The sequence below is a fragment of the Flavobacterium terrigena genome, from assembly GCF_900108955.1.
GTDB classification, from domain to species: Bacteria; Bacteroidota; Bacteroidia; order Flavobacteriales; family Flavobacteriaceae; genus Flavobacterium; species Flavobacterium terrigena.
In genome coordinates, this window is sequence record NZ_FNYA01000001.1 from 533,178 (window position 1) to 548,623 (window position 15,446).

A 15,446-nucleotide genomic window follows, 5' to 3' on the forward strand; every position below is an offset into this window, starting at 1 on the left:
TCTATTTTATTTGGGCTTGATCTAATTTGATTTCTTCTAATAACGAATCGTAACCTATTAATCTACCTTGAACGGAAACTTCAGTATTTGCAATAACTTTTGGGGAATTAGTTAATAATACAAATACTTTTTCATCAAGAACAATTGTTTTATTGGGACTATCAACACTTGTTACTTTTCCTTTTATTATGATAGATTTATCTAAATATTTTGAATTGGCTTTGGTTTCATCTTCAGTAAACTCCTTTAAAAGTTGATTTACACTAACAGAAAAAGAGGCAACTTCAGTCGAAATATCTCTATGTTCATGATAAAGATACTTATAAGCAATAAATAAAACCAAGATTATAGCTACAAAACCGATTACAATTTTCCTCATAATATTACAATCTTCAACATACAAACTTAACATATTTTTCGTAATATTGTATGTAATATTAATATTTTTAACATGAAAAATAATAAATATTCAATCATTATACCCTTTTTATTACTATTTGGCTGCACGAGTAATTCTGAAGACGACTTAACAAATCCAGTTGTATTAGGCAATACAAAATTCAGTATAGATGTAAAGCCTATTATTGATAGCAAATGTGTTGTTTGTCATAGTGACACACCAACAAATGGAGCTCCGATGCCTTTAACAACAGCGGCTGCCGTAAAAGAAGCCATTCAAAATAGAAATCTTATTGGTAAAATTTCTAGACCAGATGGTGCATTAGGATTAATGCCGTATGGCGGACCAAGACTTCCTCAAGCTTCAATTGATATAATTGCAGATTGGAAAGCAAGTGGCTTTTTGGAATAATAATTGCAATATACAATCATATGAAAAAAATAGCTTTATTAGTATTGGTAGCATTATATAGTTTTACTCCAGTACAAGAAAAAAAATTAACCAAAACGGGAACGATTATCTTCGAAGCTTCAGTTCCTTCCTTTGAAGAAGTGAAAGGAAAAAATACAGCAGTAACTTGTGTTTTAAATACCTCAAATGGAGAAATTGCAGCATTAGCATTAATGAAAGGTTTCCGATTTAAAATAGCCTTAATGGAGGAGCATTTTAATGAAAACTATATTGAAAGTTCTAAATATCCTAAAGCTACTTTTAAAGGAAAAATAGAAAATTTTGATGTTTCTAAAATAACTACAACTTCAGACGATTATACAATTAAAGGCAAACTAGAACTTCATGGAAAAAGTAAAGATATTATTACTATAGCCAAAATTAAAAAAATTGGAAATGACATTGAAGTTAAAACCACATTTCCAGTAAATGTTTCCGACTTTGGTATAGAAATACCAAGTGTAGTTTCGAAAAAAGTTTCGAAAAAAGTAATAATTGATTGTAACTTTTTATTAAAATAACATACTAATCTTAAAATTAAACCTAAAAACATGAAAAATTTTAAACAGATTGCCTTAATTGCATTTGCAATTTTCTCGACTCAGTTTTATGCTCAAACTAAGACTGGCGCAGTAACTTATGAAATGGAAATGCCAGAAAATGAGCAAATGGCTCAAATGGGAAGTAATACTATTAAAATCTCATTTAACGAAAAATCAACTGCTACTCAAATGGATATGATGGGTGGAATGGTTTCAATGAAAACTATTACAGCTGACAAAAACAACACCAAAGACACAAGAATGTTAATGGAAATGATGGGTAAAAAATATGAAGTAACTGGAGAAGCTGAAGGTTTTGGAAACTCTGATATTGGTTCTTTAAAAGATGCAGAAGCTATTACTTATGACAAAAAAGATACTAAAGAAATTTTAGGATACAAATGTTACAAAGCTACGGTTAAAATGACTGATGGAAAATCTGGTCTTTTTTATATTACTGAAGCAATTGCAACTCAAAGTAAAGCAACTGACAAAATGAAATTAGCAGGTTTCCCTTTAGAAATTATGGTTGGTGAAGGTGAAGGTAAAGTAATTTTAAAAGCTACTGCATTTGAAAAAACTGTTTCTGAAAAAACTTTTGTAATTCCTGAAGGATACAAAAAAGTAACTCAAGAAGAATTACAACAAGAATTAGGCGGATTTTAATATTCGATTTAATAAAATTAAAAATCCCAAACTCTGTTTAGAGTTTGGGATTTTTTTTATAAACTATGTTTTCAATTTTTTCTTTCTTGCTGCTGGAAATAAAACATTATTAAGAATTAAACGATATCCAGGTGAATTCGGATGCAAATCTAAAACTGTTGGTGCATCTCCTACTCTATGCTGATAATCTTCTGGATCGTGACCTCCATAATACGTAAACATTCCTTTTCCTTTTGTTCCGTGAATATAACGAGCTTCTCCATTAATTTTACATTCTCCCATTAACAACACATTCGATTTAATCTTATCAGCTGCAAAAGCCGTTGTTTGCCCCATAAATCCTTTTACAATTTGAGTGTGATTTTGGCACAACATAGTCGGAATTGGATCCCATTTCGCAGAAAAATCCATTAAAGTGAAATAATCAACTTCCATAGAAAAACTTCCTTTACCGTGTTCTTCAGTGGTATCAATATCAGAAAACTCATATCTCATAGGTTGTTTTTCTAAGATATAATCTTTGAAAGCAAATGTATTGCTATAATCAATTTTAGCTTGATAATTAGGTTCACTTGCATCACCATCAAACATCGGCTCACATATATCTGTATCTGATGCAGAAAGTGCAATATCAAAACTATCCGTTGCAGAACACATAGCAAACATAAATCCACCACCAATTACATAATCTCTAATTTTTGTAGCAACAGCTAACTTTTCTTCCGAAACTTTATTGAAACCTAACTTCTTAGCCAAAGCTTCCGCTTCCAACTTCTGTTGAATATACCAAGGCGCATTTCTATAATTTCCAAAAAACTTTCCGTATTGTCCTGTAAAATCCTCATGATGTAAGTGTAACCATTCGTATAATACCAACTGGTCAGACAACACTTCTTCGTCATAAATTTCTGTATACGGAATTTCTGCATAAGTCAAAACCATCGTAACGGCATCATCCCATGGTTGTTTTCCTTTTGGAGTATACACTGCAATTTTTGGTGCTTTTTCTAAAACTACCGTTTCCATATTTTGAGAAGGACTACTTATTTCTTCCAAAATAGCTGCAGTTGCTCCATCAGTTAAAACTTCAAATGAAACACCTCGGATTTGACATTCTTTCCGAATATCATCTCCATCTGGTAACAAAAAAGAACCTCCACGATAATTTAACAACCAATTTACCTTATAACTTTTGGCTAATGCCCAATACGTAATTCCGTAAGCTTTTAAATGATTTTGTTGACCTTCATCGTCCATTGGCAACAATATAGAAGAAGCCGTAACTTGAAAGCTAAAGAAAAACATACCAATTGCTAGTGCAAAAAACTTAAATTTTGAATTCATCAAATATATCTAATTCGTTGATTTACTAATAACAAACCAAAGATAAGGAAAAGATAAAATAATTAGATGTTAAAATATAGGTAATTCTACGTATACAAAACCAGGTAATTCTACCTAGATGAAAAATCAGGTATTTCTACTCTAAAATAATAAGTTCAAACTCTATAATTTAGTAAAAAATTAATGATATGAACACGCACCCCATGTTTGAGAAAAAAGACAACAACACGTTAAGACTAATTGGATTAGTCTTACTTGGCATTACGATTTGTATCTATGCTGTTTTGGTGGCTAGATTTTTAATAATAAGTTAATTTATTTTTTTTGAATTCAGTTCGGATAATTTTCTCCCATCCTAGTCCTTAGGAAACCTGATTATTCAATTTATATTCAACAATTCTCTATACTCTTAAATTGTTCGAACTGAATTCACAAAAAATTACAAATCGATTTCGTTTAATGTAATAATATTGTTTTGAATAGCGTAAACTACTAATCCCGCAATATTTTTAGTTTGAGTTTTTAATAACAAATTATTTCTATGTCCTTCTGCAGTTCTCGGACTAATACTTAATGTTTCAGCAATTTCAACAGCATTATATTGTTTACAAATTAATTTCAAAATTTCAATTTCTCTTGAAGTTAACTGCATACTATCTAAATCACTTTTAGGAGTTTGTTTTCCTGAAATAATATCTTTATAAATGACTTTCATTACTTCTTCATTATAATAAAAGCCTTTATTCGCCACTTCATTTATCGTAAGAACTACTTCTTCTGGGGAAGCATTTTTTACGATATAGGAAACCGCTCCAACTTGAATCATATTTGAAATAAATGATGGTGTATTGTAACTGGTTAATGCAATTACTTTGAGTTCAGGAAATTCAGCGTGTAAAATTTTTGTAGTTTCAACACCGTTTAAATTTGGCATTTTTAAGTCGGTAATAACAATATCTGGTAATGTTTTAGCTGATTTTAAATAATCAACCAATTCTTGACCGTCATTGGCTTCAAAAACGATATTAAAATTAGTTTCGCGTTGTAATAAAAAAGAAATTCCTTTTCTAAACAATACCTCATCATCCGCTAAAACAATATTTATAGTTGTGCTCATTTTTTAAAAATTAAATTCAATTTGAACACCTTTATTGATTTCCGAATGGACATTTATTTTTCCATTTAAGAAATTCACTCTACTTTCTATATTTTGCATTCCGATTCCTCTTTTTTGATTACCTAAACTGGCATTAAAACCCACACCATTGTCTGAATACAAACAAGTATTTCGCCCAGTTTTATTTACAAAATTAATAGAAATAACAGTTGCTTTACCATGTCGTATCGAATTATTTAGTAATTCTTGTAAAATTCTAAAAATATGCAATTGATTTTTTGCTTCTAAACTACTAAAATCTAATTCATTAGAGTAATTAATTTGAACATTTTTAGCTGTTGAAAATTCTAAAACTAATTCTTCCACAGCTGCATGTAATCCGAATTTTTCAAAAACGGGCGGTAATAAATCGTGTGCAATTCTTCGAGAGTTTTCTAATGCTTTTTTCGTTAAACTCACAATATTATCAGTAATTTCAGCATATTCTGCTTCAGACAAATTAGGTGTTTTTAGCAAATGTGTATTTAAAGAAACTATATTTAGCTTGGAACTAATGTCATCATGTAAGTCTTGCGCAATTCGCATGCGTTCTTCTTCCTGCGTTTGAATCACGGATTGCAAAATTTCTTTTTGGTAATGAATTTCTTGATTCTTTTTCTCAACAGCAATTTGAACAATTTTCTTTCTCGAAAAATAAAAGAACAACACCAAGGTTAAAAAAACACTAAAAAAAGCAAATAATATAAATAGAAAAGCTTTTATAATTTGGTCTACAGCAATATGAGTAACTTCCATATTTATTTAGATTTTAGTTTTTTTAGTTGATAAAGTAAAACAATTGCGTAAATGATATAAGTAATAAAATGAAGGTCCCGACTGTAGTTAGAAATTATTATATTAAACTCATCTAAATAATCATATTCAATAGAAAGACTTTGCAAAGGCCAAGAAATGAAACAGAAAAAGTTCACAATAAAATGTATTAAAATACCCAAATTTGCATAATATAATTCCTGAGGTTTATCATATTCATTATACAAATACACAACTCCATAAACAATAATTGGAAATATGGTTAGATAAACATCTTGGTAATGTAAAATAAAAAATGTATCCGGAAATATTGAATATTTAATTATTAAATAACTAGAAACAATTATCAATAGAACTTCAACAATATTTCGCCACTTTTTATTATCAAAAGAATAAGAATAAAATAAACTTAAAAAGCCAAATTGAAAAAGAAAAATAATATTTATAAAGAAATGATTATAAATTCCGAACCAATTATACAGTTCATCGCTTATAAAATTCAAAACAACATCAGCAATAAGAAATAGCGAAAAAATCTTATAGGTTTTACTTTTATTTTTAAAACCTATAAGATACAATATTGCTACAGCAAAAGTTAATATATAAAAATAATATTTAACTTTCAATTTTTATGGATTGTATAATGGACTATTAATATCACAACAATTTGGACATGGTTGTGTTCCTGAAAAAACAGTATCAGTCATATCGTCACCATTACCATCAACACCTACAAACATTAATTTTTGTTCTCCAGTTGAGTCAACACCCATATAAGCTCTTACACTTGCTACATCTGATAAAGCTAGTAATTCTGTCAAAACTTCTAATTGTATTAAATGTGCTTTTGCTAAAGGTTTTGGCGGAGCAGTTTGCCATGATTTCGCCCAATCTTCAGCTTCAGATAAAGTAATAATGTAATTTGGCATAATTTTTAAATTTTTATAGTTAATTGCCTAAAAATAACAAAAAAAATAACACAAAAAAGAAAAAATTAACAAAATAAATTACTTAAAATGGCACATCGCTATTTTCATCAAAACTACTATTCATACTACTTCCAAAAGCGTCGTTAGGAGATGGTAAATTTGGAGTTGCAAATGGATTCATCTGAGAGTCTAAATTCATTTTAGAAGGCAAAGAGTCATCGTAAGTCATACCAAATTCATCTAAGTTGTCAAACTTACCAAATTGTCCTAAGAACTTTAAACGAATGTTATCTAAACTACCATTTCTGTGTTTTGCTACAATAAATTCAGCTTGATTAGTCGTTGGAGCTGCTTCTTCATCATCCCAATTATCAATTTTATAATATTCTGGACGATAAATAAACGATACGATATCGGCATCTTGCTCAATTGCACCCGATTCACGTAAATCTGACAACAAAGGTCTTTTACTAGAACCACGTGTTTCCACCGCACGAGATAACTGAGAAAGTGCAATAACCGGCACGCTTAATTCTTTCGCTAAAGCTTTTAAACTTCGAGAAATCATCGAAATTTCTTGCTCTCTGTTTCCTCCACCTTTTCCAGATTGGCCAGCAGACATTAACTGTAAGTAGTCAATTACAATTAGTTTAATTCCGTGTTGAGAAACTAAACGACGCGCTTTGGCACGCAAATCGAAAATAGATAACGATGGTGTATCATCAATATATAATGGTGCTTTTTCTAAATCTTTAACTTTTACATTTAATTGTTCCCATTCGTGTGGTTCCAAATCTCCTTTACGAAGTTTTTCCGATGTTAATCCAGTTTCACTCGAAATCAAACGCGTAATTAACTGTACAGAAGACATCTCTAATGAGAATAAAGCCACTGGTTCGTTATTTGTTACTGCAATATTTCTTGCCATCGATAATACGAAAGCCGTTTTACCCATACCAGGACGAGCTGCAATAATAATTAAATCGGATGGTTGCCAACCAGAAGTTAAATCATCTAACTTTCTGAATCCTGTTGGAATTCCAGATAAACCTTCTTTGTTAGAAATTTCTTCGATACGTTGTTTAGCTTGGTTTACTAAACTCTGAGCGGTTTCGTATCCTTTCTTAAGATTTCCTTGTGTGATTTCGTATAGATTCGTTTCCGCTGTGTCTAATAAATCGAAAACATCCATTCCTTCATCGTAACAATCTTCAATTAATTTACTTGAAATAGAAATTAAACTTCTTTGAATAAATTTCTGAAGAATAATTCTGGCGTGGAAAACAATATGTGCCGAAGAGGCAATTTTTTGAGTAAGTTGAATCAAATAAAAATCACTTCCTGCCATTTCTAATTTTCCGTTTCTTTTCAATTGAGCAGAAACAGTTAATAAATCGATAGGTTGTGGTGGTGTGCTATGGAATAATTGATTAATCGCTTCGTAAATATATTTGTGTGCTTCTTTATAAAAAACATCTGGATTTAGTAAATCAATTACTTCTCCTGGTGCTTTAATATCAATTAACATGGCTCCTAAAACTGCTTCTTCAATATCTACAGCTTGAGGAGGTAACTTTCCTTTTTCTAAATTAATAATAGTAGTTTTATCTACTCGAACAGGGTTTATATTTAACGATTTTTCCATACTGCGAATGTAAGGTAATTAGTAGAAAAAATAAATTTTACTTGTTAATGAAACACTGTTAACAACTTACTACTATTTGTTAACATGTCAAAAAAAACGCCTTGTGATTGACAAGGCGCTTTATATAATATTTTACTTATTTATCGGAGAATTCTCCCATATTACAGTATTTTTCCATTCTTTGCGCTACTAAGTCTTTTGTTGATAAGTCTTTTAATTCCTTATAAGATTTGGTAATGTACTTTTCAACAGTTTTGAACATAGTTTCTTTATCACGATGCCCACCACCTAATGGTTCTGGTATGATATCGTCAATTAACTTCTGCTTTTTCATATCAATAGCAGTTAATTTTAAAGCTTCAGCTGCTTGTTCTTTAAATTCCCAGCTTCTCCATAAAATAGAAGAACAAGATTCAGGAGAAATTACAGAATACCAAGTGTTTTCCAACATAAATACTCTATCTCCTACTCCAATTCCTAATGCTCCACCAGAAGCACCTTCACCAATAATTATTGAGATGATTGGCGTTTTTAAACGTGACATTTCAAAGATATTTCTTGCAATTGCTTCCCCTTGTCCGCGTTCTTCAGCTTCTAAACCAGGATATGCACCAGGAGTGTCAATTAATGTTAATACAGGAAGATTGAACTTCTCTGCCATTTTCATTAAACGTAATGCTTTGCGGTAACCTTCAGGATTGGCCATACCGAAATTACGCAATTGACGCATTTTAGTATTGATTCCTTTTTGTTGTCCGATAATCATATACGACTGACCATTAATTCTTCCTAAACCACCAACCATGGCTTTGTCATCTTTGAAGTTTCTGTCTCCAAATAATTCTAAAAATGTACCATCCGTTAAGTTAGTAATATATTCTAAAGTATAAGGTCTGTTTGGATGACGAGACATTTGAACTCTTTGCCAAGCCGTAAGATTTTTGTATATATCTTTTTTAGTTTGCTCTAATTTTTCTTCTAGTTGTTTACAAGTTGCAGAAACATCAACATCAGATTCTTGCCCTAAAACAACGCATTTCTCCATTTGATCTTCCAGCTCTTTTATTGGCAATTCAAAATCTAAATATTCCATAAAAGTTAGTTTTGTTTAATTTGTTTGTAATTACAAAGATACTATTTAAAAATTATTTGAATAATTTTTGAACTGTTATCTAATCATTTTTTTTGTGATTTCTAATTAATCCATTCAAAATCACCGTAATAAGAATAATTGCTGCTCCAATATAAAAGGAAAAACTCATTTGTTCATTTTTCTCAAAGATTAAAACCGCTAAAGCAATTCCGTAAACCGGTTCTAAATTTATTGTAAGCATTACAGTATAAGGAGAAATAAACTTCATGACAGCAACAGAAGCAATAAACGCATAAGCTGTGCAAATAGAAGCTAAGATGAACAACCACATTAAATCTTCTGCAGTTATTGTAAAAAATTCCATAGTGAATTGTCCGCTAAACAATAAGAAGATACTTAAAAACAATATTCCTCCTAATAATTCATAAAAAGAAACAATTGTGGCATCTAATCTTTGGGCAAATTTTCCGTTAATTATTGAAAAACTGGCGGATAAAAATGCAGAAGTTAATGCTAAAAGCACACCTTGCATAGTGCCCGACATATTTTCACTAAAGCTTTTTTGAATGAAATTGGGTTCTGAAGATTCTACTACAAAATACAAACCTATTAAGACAACAAGTCCGAATACAATTTCGTACCAAACTATTTTTCGGTTGTAAAATATGGGTTCTAAAATGGAAGTAAAAAAAGCGCCAGTTGACAAACAGGCCAACGTAATAGATATATTAGAAACCTTGATGGCTTTAAAAAACGTAATCCAATGCAAAGCAATTACTAATCCCGAAATCAGCAATAAAACTATATCTTTTTTAGATAATTTAAAACTTGTTTTTTTATATAAAATGTACCCAAAAATTAACAACACTGCTAACGACATTCTCCACCAAACTAAAGGTAAAGCATCTAACGAAATTAGCTTCCCTAAAATAGCTGTGAATCCCCAAATGAATACAATTAAATGAAGATGTAAGTTATGTTTTAATTTAACGTCTGGCATTTCGTAGTAAGTAAAAAGCTAATATTCCGAAAACAAAATTTGGAAACCAAACCGCAACAATTGGCGGAATACTTGATTTTTCTGCCAATGTTCCGAAAATTTTATCGAAAAATACGAATGAAAAGGCTACCAAAATTCCAATAGCTAAATTAACTCCCATTCCACCACGTCGTTTCATTGCAGAAACCGCAACCGCAATAATTGTTAATATAAATGCCGATGCTGGAATACTAAACTTCTTATACAAAACAACCAAATACACATCTAAATTAGAGCTTCCTTTAACTCTTTCTTTTTCGATAAATTTCACTAAATCGAAAATATTCATGGTTTCAGCTACATAAACTGTAGGTGTTAAATCGTCTGGTTCAAATTCGAATTTTCGAGTTATTTTATCTTGTTTTTCAAGAACATCACTATTCTTTCCAACAGTTCTTTTTACATAATTGAACAAGGTATAATCTTTCGTTTTTTCATTATACTTTACTCGGTTAGCGTATAATTTATATTCTAATTTATTATCGTTGAACTTTTCGTAAATGAAATCGAAACCTGTTTTAGATAAAGGATTATAACTACTTACATACATGTATTCACTTGGTGTAACTTGTCTGAAAATATCCGAAGTTTGACGTTGTTCAACATTTTTTTTAAGATAGGTATATCTAAAATCCCAATACTTTTCACTAGCATCTGGCAAAATGAAAAACCCCATTAACAAAGTAACTAAAGAAACCAAAGTTGCACCAACAATATAAGGTCGCAAAAATCGTGTAAACGAAATTCCGGAACTTAAAATAGCAATAATTTCACTGTTATTTGCTAGTTTGGAAGTGAACCAAATGATGGATAAAAATAGAAAAATAGGAAATAATAAATTGGCAAAATAGATGGTAAAACCATAGTAATAAACTAAAACATCCTTAAAAGCGACATGATTTTCAATCATACGATTGATTTTTTCCGACACGTCAATAATAATTCCGATAGGAATAAACATCAACAACATAGTTGTAAATGTGATCAAGTATCTTTTAAATATGTACCAATCTATTTTTTTCATTTTCTATTAGTTAGAATTAGACACTTTAACTCCCGAAACTTCTGGACAGTGTGACAATTTTAATCTTACAATCTTGTTGTTACCTTTTTAACCATAATATCTTTCCATTCTCTGAAAGTTCCTGCTAAAATTTGTTGTCTCGCTTCACGAACCAACCACATATAGAAACCAAGATTATGAATTGTAGCAATTTGTTTTCCTAAAAATTCGTTAGCAATAAACAAGTGACGTAAATAGGCTTTCGAATAATCCGTATCAACATACGTATGAGCCATTGTATCAATTGGAGAAAAATCTTCTTCCCACTTTTTATTTTTGATATTGATAAAACCTTCCGATGTAAACAACATTCCGTTTCTTGCATTACGCGTTGGCATCACACAATCGAACATATCAATACCCAACGCAATATTTTCTAAAATATTAGCTGGCGTACCAACACCCATTAAATAACGTGGTTTGTCTTTTGGTAAAATTGCTGTAACGACTTCCGTCATTGCATACATTTCTTCTGCTGGTTCACCAACTGAAAGTCCGCCAATTGCGTTTCCAACTTGATCTCTACTAGCAATAAATTCCGCTGATTGCTGACGTAAATCTTTATAAGTACTTCCTTGAACAATAGGAAAAAAGGCTTGAGAATAATCGTATTTAAAAGGCAATGTATCTAAATGATTGATACATCTATCTAACCAACGATGTGTCATGTGCATCGAACGTTGTGCATATCTGTAATCACAAGGATAAGGCGTACATTCATCAAATGCCATAATAATATCGGCACCAATTGTACGTTGCGTTTCCATTACGTTTTCTGGAGAAAAAAAGTGGTAAGCACCATCTAAGTGCGATTTAAATTTCACACCTTCTTCTTTAATTTTTCGTCGTCCAGATAAAGAATAAACTTGGTATCCACCAGAATCGGTTAAGATATTTCTATCCCAATTCATGAATTTATGTAAACCACCTGCTTTTTCTAAAATATCTAATTTTGGTCTTAAATACAAATGATAGGTATTTCCTAAAATAATATCTGGATTAATATCGTTTTTCAATTCACGTTGGTGCACTCCTTTTACAGAAGCAACCGTACCAACAGGCATAAAAATTGGTGTTTCAATAACACCATGATCAGTAGTAACAAGTCCTGCTCTTGCTTGGCTTTGAGCATCAGTTTTTAATAAATCAAACTTCATATGTTGATGTCTATTTTTTTTTATTAGTCATATGTAATTCGCACATTGACATTGATTTTAACGAGCAAATATAGGTTATGCTCATTTCATATATTCATTTTAATGGGCAAATATAATAATTATAGGTTTAAGAGTTTACTGCTTTATGAGTTTATTAAGTAAATATCCTACACATTTTATTTAAATAAATGTTTTGCAGAAATAAAAAATAGTATTACTTTTGCATCCACTTTAACTAACCTCTGGCGAAAGACGCGTATGTTGCTTAAAATTAATGATTTATACATATTATTATGTCAAATTTAATGGATTTCGTTCAAAACGAAATGGTATCGAAAAAAGACTTCCCTAACTTTAGCGCTGGAGACACTATCACTGTGTACTACGAAATTAAAGAGGGTGAAAAAACAAGAACTCAGTTTTTTAAAGGAGTTGTAATTCAAAAGAGAGGATCTTCTTCTACTGAAACTTTTACAATTCGTAAAATGTCTGGAGCAATTGGTGTAGAGCGTATCTTCCCAATCAACATGCCAGCTTTACAAAAAATTGAAATGAACCAAAAAGGTAAAGTACGTAGAGCTAGAATTTACTACTTTAGAGAACTTACTGGTAAAAAAGCAAAAATCAAAGAAAGAAGAGGTTAATCTTTTTATTTGTTATTATAAAAAATCCCGGCAATGTCGGGATTTTTTTATTTCGTATTTTTCCTACTTCAAAATTATCAAATCTGTATTTTTTCGTACTTAAATTATCAAATTCGAAAATGTAAAGTTAATTGTATTTTAGTCTTTAATTTAGTCCTCGAATTTCTTATATTTGCTAACCTAAAATTTTAGAAACAAACAAACTACATAAATCATGTCAAAAATTTTTTATACCATTACGGATGAAGCACCAATGTTGGCAACTCACTCGTTTTTACCAATAATTAAAGCTTTTACAAAGACCGCAAATATCGAAGTGGAAACTAGAGATATTTCATTAGCAGGAAGAATCTTATCTAACTTCCCAGAATATTTAAAAGACGACCAAAAAGTAGCTGATAATTTAGCCGAATTAGGTCAAATGGCAACTACACCAGAAGCAAACATCATCAAGTTACCAAACGTTTCAGCTTCTATTCCTCAATTAAAAGATGCTATAGCAGAATTACAAGCACATGGTTATGCAATTCCAAATTTCCCAGAAGATCCTCAAAACGATACAGAAAAAGAAATTAAAGCTAAATACGCTAAAGTTCTAGGTTCAGCTGTAAATCCAGTTTTACGTGAAGGAAACTCTGACAGACGTGCACCAAAAGCCGTAAAAAATTACGCAAAACAAAACCCACATTCAATGGGAACTTGGAGCGCAGATTCTAAAACAGAAGTCGCACACATGAATGAAGGTGATTTTTATGGAACGGAAACGTCAACGACTGTAGAAAACGATTCAAAATTTAGAATTATTTTTGAAGGAAATGATGGTTCAACAACTGTCTTAAAAGATTTCGCAAATTTAAAAGCGGGAGAAGTTATTGATAGTTCAGTAATGAATTTAAAAGCTTTAAAAGAATTCACAAAGAAGACAATCGCTTACGCAAAAGAAAAAAACGTTATGCTTTCTGCACATTTGAAAGCGACAATGATGAAAATTTCTGATCCAATTATTTTTGGTGCTATTGTTGAAACTTATTTTGAAGATGTGTATACTAAATATGCAAGCTTATTCAAATCATTAGACATTCACCCAAATAATGGTTTACAAGATTTATACAACAAAATTGCTGGAATTTCTGAAGAGGAAGCCATCAAACAAGATCTTGCCACTGCATTAGCAAACGGACCAAAAGTTGCGATGGTAAATTCTGATAAAGGAATTACTAATTTCCACGTTTCTTCTGATATTATTGTAGATGCTTCAATGGCGGCATTAGCAAGAAGTGGTGGAAAAATGTGGAACACAGAAGGAAAAGAAGAAGATACAATCACTATAATTCCAGATCGCTCTTATGCAGGTTTTTATGCTGCTGTTATTGACGATATGAAAAAGAACGGCGCTTTAGACCCAAGAACAATGGGTTCTGTACCTAATGTTGGATTAATGGCTCAAAAAGCAGAAGAATACGGTTCACACGATAAAACTTTTCAATTGTCTGCAGCTGGAACTGTAAAAGTAGAAAATGAAAATGGAGCAACTTTACTTTCTCAAAAAGTTGAAGCTGGCGATATTTTCAGAATGTGTCAAACGAAAGACGCACCAATTCAGGATTGGGTAAAATTAGCTGTAAACAGAGCACGTTTATCAAATACTCCAGCATTGTTCTGGTTAGATAAAGACAGAGCACACGATAGAGAAATCATCAAAAAAGTAGAAAAATACTTAAAAAATTACGACACAACTGGTTTAGACATCAGAATTTTAGATGTTAAAGATGCGATGACAGAAACGTTAAAAAGAATCAGAGAAGGTAAAGACACTATTTCTGTTTCTGGAAACGTTTTACGTGACTACTTAACAGATTTATTCCCAATTTTAGAATTAGGAACTTCTGCAAAAATGCTTTCTATTGTTCCATTAATGAATGGTGGTGGATTGTTCGAAACGGGTGCTGGTGGTTCTGCTCCAAAACACGTGGATCAATTTGTGGAAGAAGGTTATTTACGTTGGGATTCATTAGGTGAGATTTTAGCTTTAGGTGTTTCTTTAGAACATTTAGGTCAAACTTTAAATAATGAAAAAGCGTTAGTTTTATCTGAAACTTTAGACCAAGCAACAGAAAAATTCTTAGCCAACGACAAATCTCCAGCTCGTAAAATCGGACAATTAGACAATAGAGGTTCACACTTCTACATCGCTTTATATTGGGCTCAAGCTTTAGCTGCTCAAGATAAAAATGCTGAATTGAAAGCATTCTTTACTCCTATTGCTACAGAATTGACAGCTAACGAAGCTAAAATTGATGCTGAATTAATTGAAGCTCAAGGAAAACCTCAAGAAATTGGTGGATATTACCAGCCAAATGAAGACTTGTTAAACGCTGCTATGCGACCAAGTGCAACATTAAATGCAATTATAAATAAAATGTAATTTTTGTTAATTTAAATATTTTAAGGCGATGTGAATTAATTTTACATCGCCTTTTTTATTAACTCCAACTTAACATATGTTTCGTAACATTTGTACGAAATTTGCGTCAAACCAGAAAC

16 protein-coding genes are annotated in these 15,446 nt (G+C 31.1%); 5 read left to right on the forward strand and 11 right to left on the reverse strand.

Translation table 11 applies throughout. From position 1 onward, the window contains the following. Position 1: 1 nt before the first annotated feature. A complete protein-coding gene (locus BMX42_RS02560) occupies positions 2 to 379 on the reverse strand; it encodes an OB-fold protein (protein ID WP_177169102.1) in 378 nt (125 codons plus the stop codon). Between the two features lie 72 nt (positions 380 to 451). On the opposite strand from BMX42_RS02560, the gene BMX42_RS02565 reads away from it, so the two are divergent. The 3 genes from BMX42_RS02565 to BMX42_RS02575 are packed head-to-tail and all read left to right on the forward strand — an operon-like array spanning position 452 to position 2,058. Further along, complete coding sequence (locus BMX42_RS02565) at positions 452 to 811, forward strand: hypothetical protein (protein ID WP_091308081.1); 360 nt, start codon at positions 452 to 454, stop codon at positions 809 to 811. 20 nt (positions 812 to 831) lie between these two features. After that, the gene (locus BMX42_RS02570) at positions 832 to 1,371 is read left to right on the forward strand and encodes a YceI family protein (RefSeq protein WP_091308084.1); all 540 of its coding nucleotides are present in this window, start codon (positions 832 to 834) and stop codon (positions 1,369 to 1,371) included. 30 nt (positions 1,372 to 1,401) lie between these two features. Then, positions 1,402 to 2,058: a hypothetical protein gene (locus tag BMX42_RS02575; RefSeq protein ID WP_091308086.1), complete on the forward strand. Its 657-nt coding sequence runs from the start codon at positions 1,402 to 1,404 to the stop codon at positions 2,056 to 2,058. Positions 2,059 to 2,121: 63 nt separating this feature from the next. Here the strand turns inward: BMX42_RS02575 and BMX42_RS02580 are convergent, their stop codons facing one another. From BMX42_RS02580 to tgt, 10 genes are all read right to left on the reverse strand, one after another. Beyond that, positions 2,122 to 3,363: an asparagine synthetase B gene (locus tag BMX42_RS02580; protein WP_091308797.1), complete on the reverse strand. Its 1,242-nt coding sequence runs from the start codon at positions 3,361 to 3,363 to the stop codon at positions 2,122 to 2,124. Positions 3,364 to 3,841: 478 nt separating this feature from the next. Next, entirely contained in the window at positions 3,842 to 4,519 is a 678-nt protein-coding gene (locus tag BMX42_RS02585; protein WP_091308089.1) for a response regulator transcription factor, read from the reverse strand. Between the two features lie 3 nt (positions 4,520 to 4,522). After that, complete coding sequence (locus BMX42_RS02590; RefSeq protein WP_091308092.1) at positions 4,523 to 5,314, reverse strand: sensor histidine kinase; 792 nt, start codon at positions 5,312 to 5,314, stop codon at positions 4,523 to 4,525. A gap of 2 nt (positions 5,315 to 5,316) precedes the next feature. Then, complete coding sequence (locus tag BMX42_RS14580; protein WP_091308095.1) at positions 5,317 to 5,958, reverse strand: hypothetical protein; 642 nt, start codon at positions 5,956 to 5,958, stop codon at positions 5,317 to 5,319. Between the two features lie 3 nt (positions 5,959 to 5,961). Beyond that, positions 5,962 to 6,261, reverse strand: a complete 300-nt coding sequence (locus BMX42_RS02600; protein WP_091308098.1) for a hypothetical protein — start codon at positions 6,259 to 6,261, stop codon at positions 5,962 to 5,964. Between the two features lie 82 nt (positions 6,262 to 6,343). After that, positions 6,344 to 7,906 carry a replicative DNA helicase gene (dnaB, locus tag BMX42_RS02605; protein ID WP_091308102.1) on the reverse strand — a complete coding sequence of 521 codons (1,563 nt, stop codon included), beginning with the start codon at positions 7,904 to 7,906 and terminating at the stop codon, positions 6,344 to 6,346. A 136-nt stretch (positions 7,907 to 8,042) separates the two neighbouring features. Then, positions 8,043 to 8,999 carry an acetyl-CoA carboxylase carboxyltransferase subunit alpha gene (locus BMX42_RS02610; protein WP_091308105.1) on the reverse strand — a complete coding sequence of 319 codons (957 nt, stop codon included), beginning with the start codon at positions 8,997 to 8,999 and terminating at the stop codon, positions 8,043 to 8,045. A 79-nt stretch (positions 9,000 to 9,078) separates the two neighbouring features. Continuing rightward, positions 9,079 to 9,999, reverse strand: coding sequence for a DMT family transporter (locus BMX42_RS02615; RefSeq protein WP_091308108.1), 921 nt, complete (start codon positions 9,997 to 9,999; stop codon positions 9,079 to 9,081). Further along, the gene (locus BMX42_RS02620; RefSeq protein WP_091308112.1) at positions 9,986 to 11,062 is read right to left on the reverse strand and encodes an LptF/LptG family permease; all 1,077 of its coding nucleotides are present in this window, start codon (positions 11,060 to 11,062) and stop codon (positions 9,986 to 9,988) included. The genes BMX42_RS02615 and BMX42_RS02620 overlap by 14 nt, the downstream gene beginning before the upstream one ends. Positions 11,063 to 11,127: 65 nt before the next feature. After that, on the reverse strand, positions 11,128 to 12,258 hold the full coding sequence (gene tgt, locus BMX42_RS02625; RefSeq protein WP_091308115.1) for a tRNA guanosine(34) transglycosylase Tgt: 1,131 nt from the start codon (positions 12,256 to 12,258) through the stop codon (positions 11,128 to 11,130). A 293-nt stretch (positions 12,259 to 12,551) separates the two neighbouring features. Here tgt and rplS point away from each other — a divergent pair, with 293 nt between their 5' ends. Together rplS and BMX42_RS02635 are read left to right on the forward strand one after the other, a co-directional pair. Continuing rightward, positions 12,552 to 12,902 carry a 50S ribosomal protein L19 gene (rplS, locus tag BMX42_RS02630; protein WP_091308118.1) on the forward strand — a complete coding sequence of 117 codons (351 nt, stop codon included), beginning with the start codon at positions 12,552 to 12,554 and terminating at the stop codon, positions 12,900 to 12,902. Between the two features lie 214 nt (positions 12,903 to 13,116). Next, complete coding sequence (locus BMX42_RS02635) at positions 13,117 to 15,327, forward strand: NADP-dependent isocitrate dehydrogenase (RefSeq protein ID WP_091308121.1); 2,211 nt, start codon at positions 13,117 to 13,119, stop codon at positions 15,325 to 15,327. Positions 15,328 to 15,446 lie beyond the last annotated feature (119 nt).

Excerpts from the sequence above, each read along its gene's own strand:
- BMX42_RS02560 (WP_177169102.1), bottom strand. The coding sequence starts at position 379 with ATGAGGAAAATTGTAATCGGTTTTGTAGCTATAATCTTGGTTTTATTT.
- BMX42_RS02565 (WP_091308081.1), top strand. The coding sequence starts at position 452 with ATGAAAAATAATAAATATTCAATCATTATACCCTTTTTATTACTATTT.
- BMX42_RS02570 (WP_091308084.1), top strand. The coding sequence starts at position 832 with ATGAAAAAAATAGCTTTATTAGTATTGGTAGCATTATATAGTTTTACT.
- BMX42_RS02575 (WP_091308086.1), top strand. The coding sequence starts at position 1,402 with ATGAAAAATTTTAAACAGATTGCCTTAATTGCATTTGCAATTTTCTCG.
- BMX42_RS02580 (WP_091308797.1), bottom strand. The coding sequence starts at position 3,363 with ATGTTTTTCTTTAGCTTTCAAGTTACGGCTTCTTCTATATTGTTGCCA.
- BMX42_RS02585 (WP_091308089.1), bottom strand. The coding sequence starts at position 4,519 with ATGAGCACAACTATAAATATTGTTTTAGCGGATGATGAGGTATTGTTT.
- BMX42_RS02590 (WP_091308092.1), bottom strand. The coding sequence starts at position 5,314 with ATGGAAGTTACTCATATTGCTGTAGACCAAATTATAAAAGCTTTTCTA.
- BMX42_RS02600 (WP_091308098.1), bottom strand. The coding sequence starts at position 6,261 with ATGCCAAATTACATTATTACTTTATCTGAAGCTGAAGATTGGGCGAAA.
- dnaB (WP_091308102.1), bottom strand. The coding sequence starts at position 7,906 with ATGGAAAAATCGTTAAATATAAACCCTGTTCGAGTAGATAAAACTACT.
- BMX42_RS02610 (WP_091308105.1), bottom strand. The coding sequence starts at position 8,999 with ATGGAATATTTAGATTTTGAATTGCCAATAAAAGAGCTGGAAGATCAA.
- BMX42_RS02615 (WP_091308108.1), bottom strand. The coding sequence starts at position 9,999 with ATGCCAGACGTTAAATTAAAACATAACTTACATCTTCATTTAATTGTA.
- BMX42_RS02620 (WP_091308112.1), bottom strand. The coding sequence starts at position 11,062 with ATGAAAAAAATAGATTGGTACATATTTAAAAGATACTTGATCACATTT.
- tgt (WP_091308115.1), bottom strand. The coding sequence starts at position 12,258 with ATGAAGTTTGATTTATTAAAAACTGATGCTCAAAGCCAAGCAAGAGCA.
- rplS (WP_091308118.1), top strand. The coding sequence starts at position 12,552 with ATGTCAAATTTAATGGATTTCGTTCAAAACGAAATGGTATCGAAAAAA.
- BMX42_RS02635 (WP_091308121.1), top strand. The coding sequence starts at position 13,117 with ATGTCAAAAATTTTTTATACCATTACGGATGAAGCACCAATGTTGGCA.